The organism is Yersinia sp. IP36721 (assembly GCF_003634395.1).
In the GTDB taxonomy this organism is placed as follows: domain Bacteria; phylum Pseudomonadota; class Gammaproteobacteria; order Enterobacterales; family Enterobacteriaceae; genus Yersinia; species Yersinia entomophaga.
This window is the reverse complement of record NZ_QCZL01000084.1, coordinates 1-653: the sequence shown is the minus strand read 5'-3', so window position 1 is coordinate 653 and position 653 is coordinate 1. Positions and strand designations below refer to the sequence as shown.

Genomic DNA, 653 nt, shown 5'->3' with positions numbered 1-653 from the left:
CTGTAATTTACCCAGGTAACTTCTGCGTGGAGCTTTTGCAAGCTCGTGCCATACATTGGATTTCATGCTGCCTCCTGGAGAAGTTTTAGCTTTTTCAGTTCCAGCCGGTAGTAATCTCGAATGCTTTTCAGCTCTTCAATGCTGTAACTGCTGCGTTCGTGGTTGTTTTCGATAGCCTCCACTGTCTCAATTCCAATGCGCTTAATCAGCTCGACGCGGTACGGAACGATATTCCCGCTCTTGTGCTGATTGCATACTGAACATTGTTTATGGATTTGCCGGGGGTCGAATCTGAATTGAGGTGCTGCTGCGGTTGTTCTGTAGTGCCCTGCGTCCCACTGTGCTGCTGAAGTGGTGCCACATGATACGCATGGTAGGCTTGAATCTCGTGCTCTTACAAAGGCGTTGACGGCTTGCTGTGCTTGCTTAGTCCAATATGCTTTTGGCTTGGCGTTAATCTTCCTGACTTTAAGTTCTTTTCTTTCCTCCTTTTCTTTCTGTCGCCTTCGCTGTTCGGATTTTCTTAACGCATCATCATGAGCTTTTTTCGCCAACTGCTTTATGTGCTCATCTTTATGCTCTTCGCAGCACCACCACTCGTATATCGCGGCCGGTTTAAATCTCGTTTTACACACTTTACAATTTCGACTCTT

Annotated in this window: 1 protein-coding gene; it reads right to left on the bottom strand. The window is 46.6% G+C overall.

Going from position 1 to position 653, the window contains the following annotated elements:
• Nucleotides 1-62: 62 nt before the first annotated feature.
• The coding region (locus tag DBA33_RS20425) for a recombination protein NinG (RefSeq protein WP_120807131.1) at nucleotides 63-653 on the bottom strand (591 nt) is incomplete at its 5' end.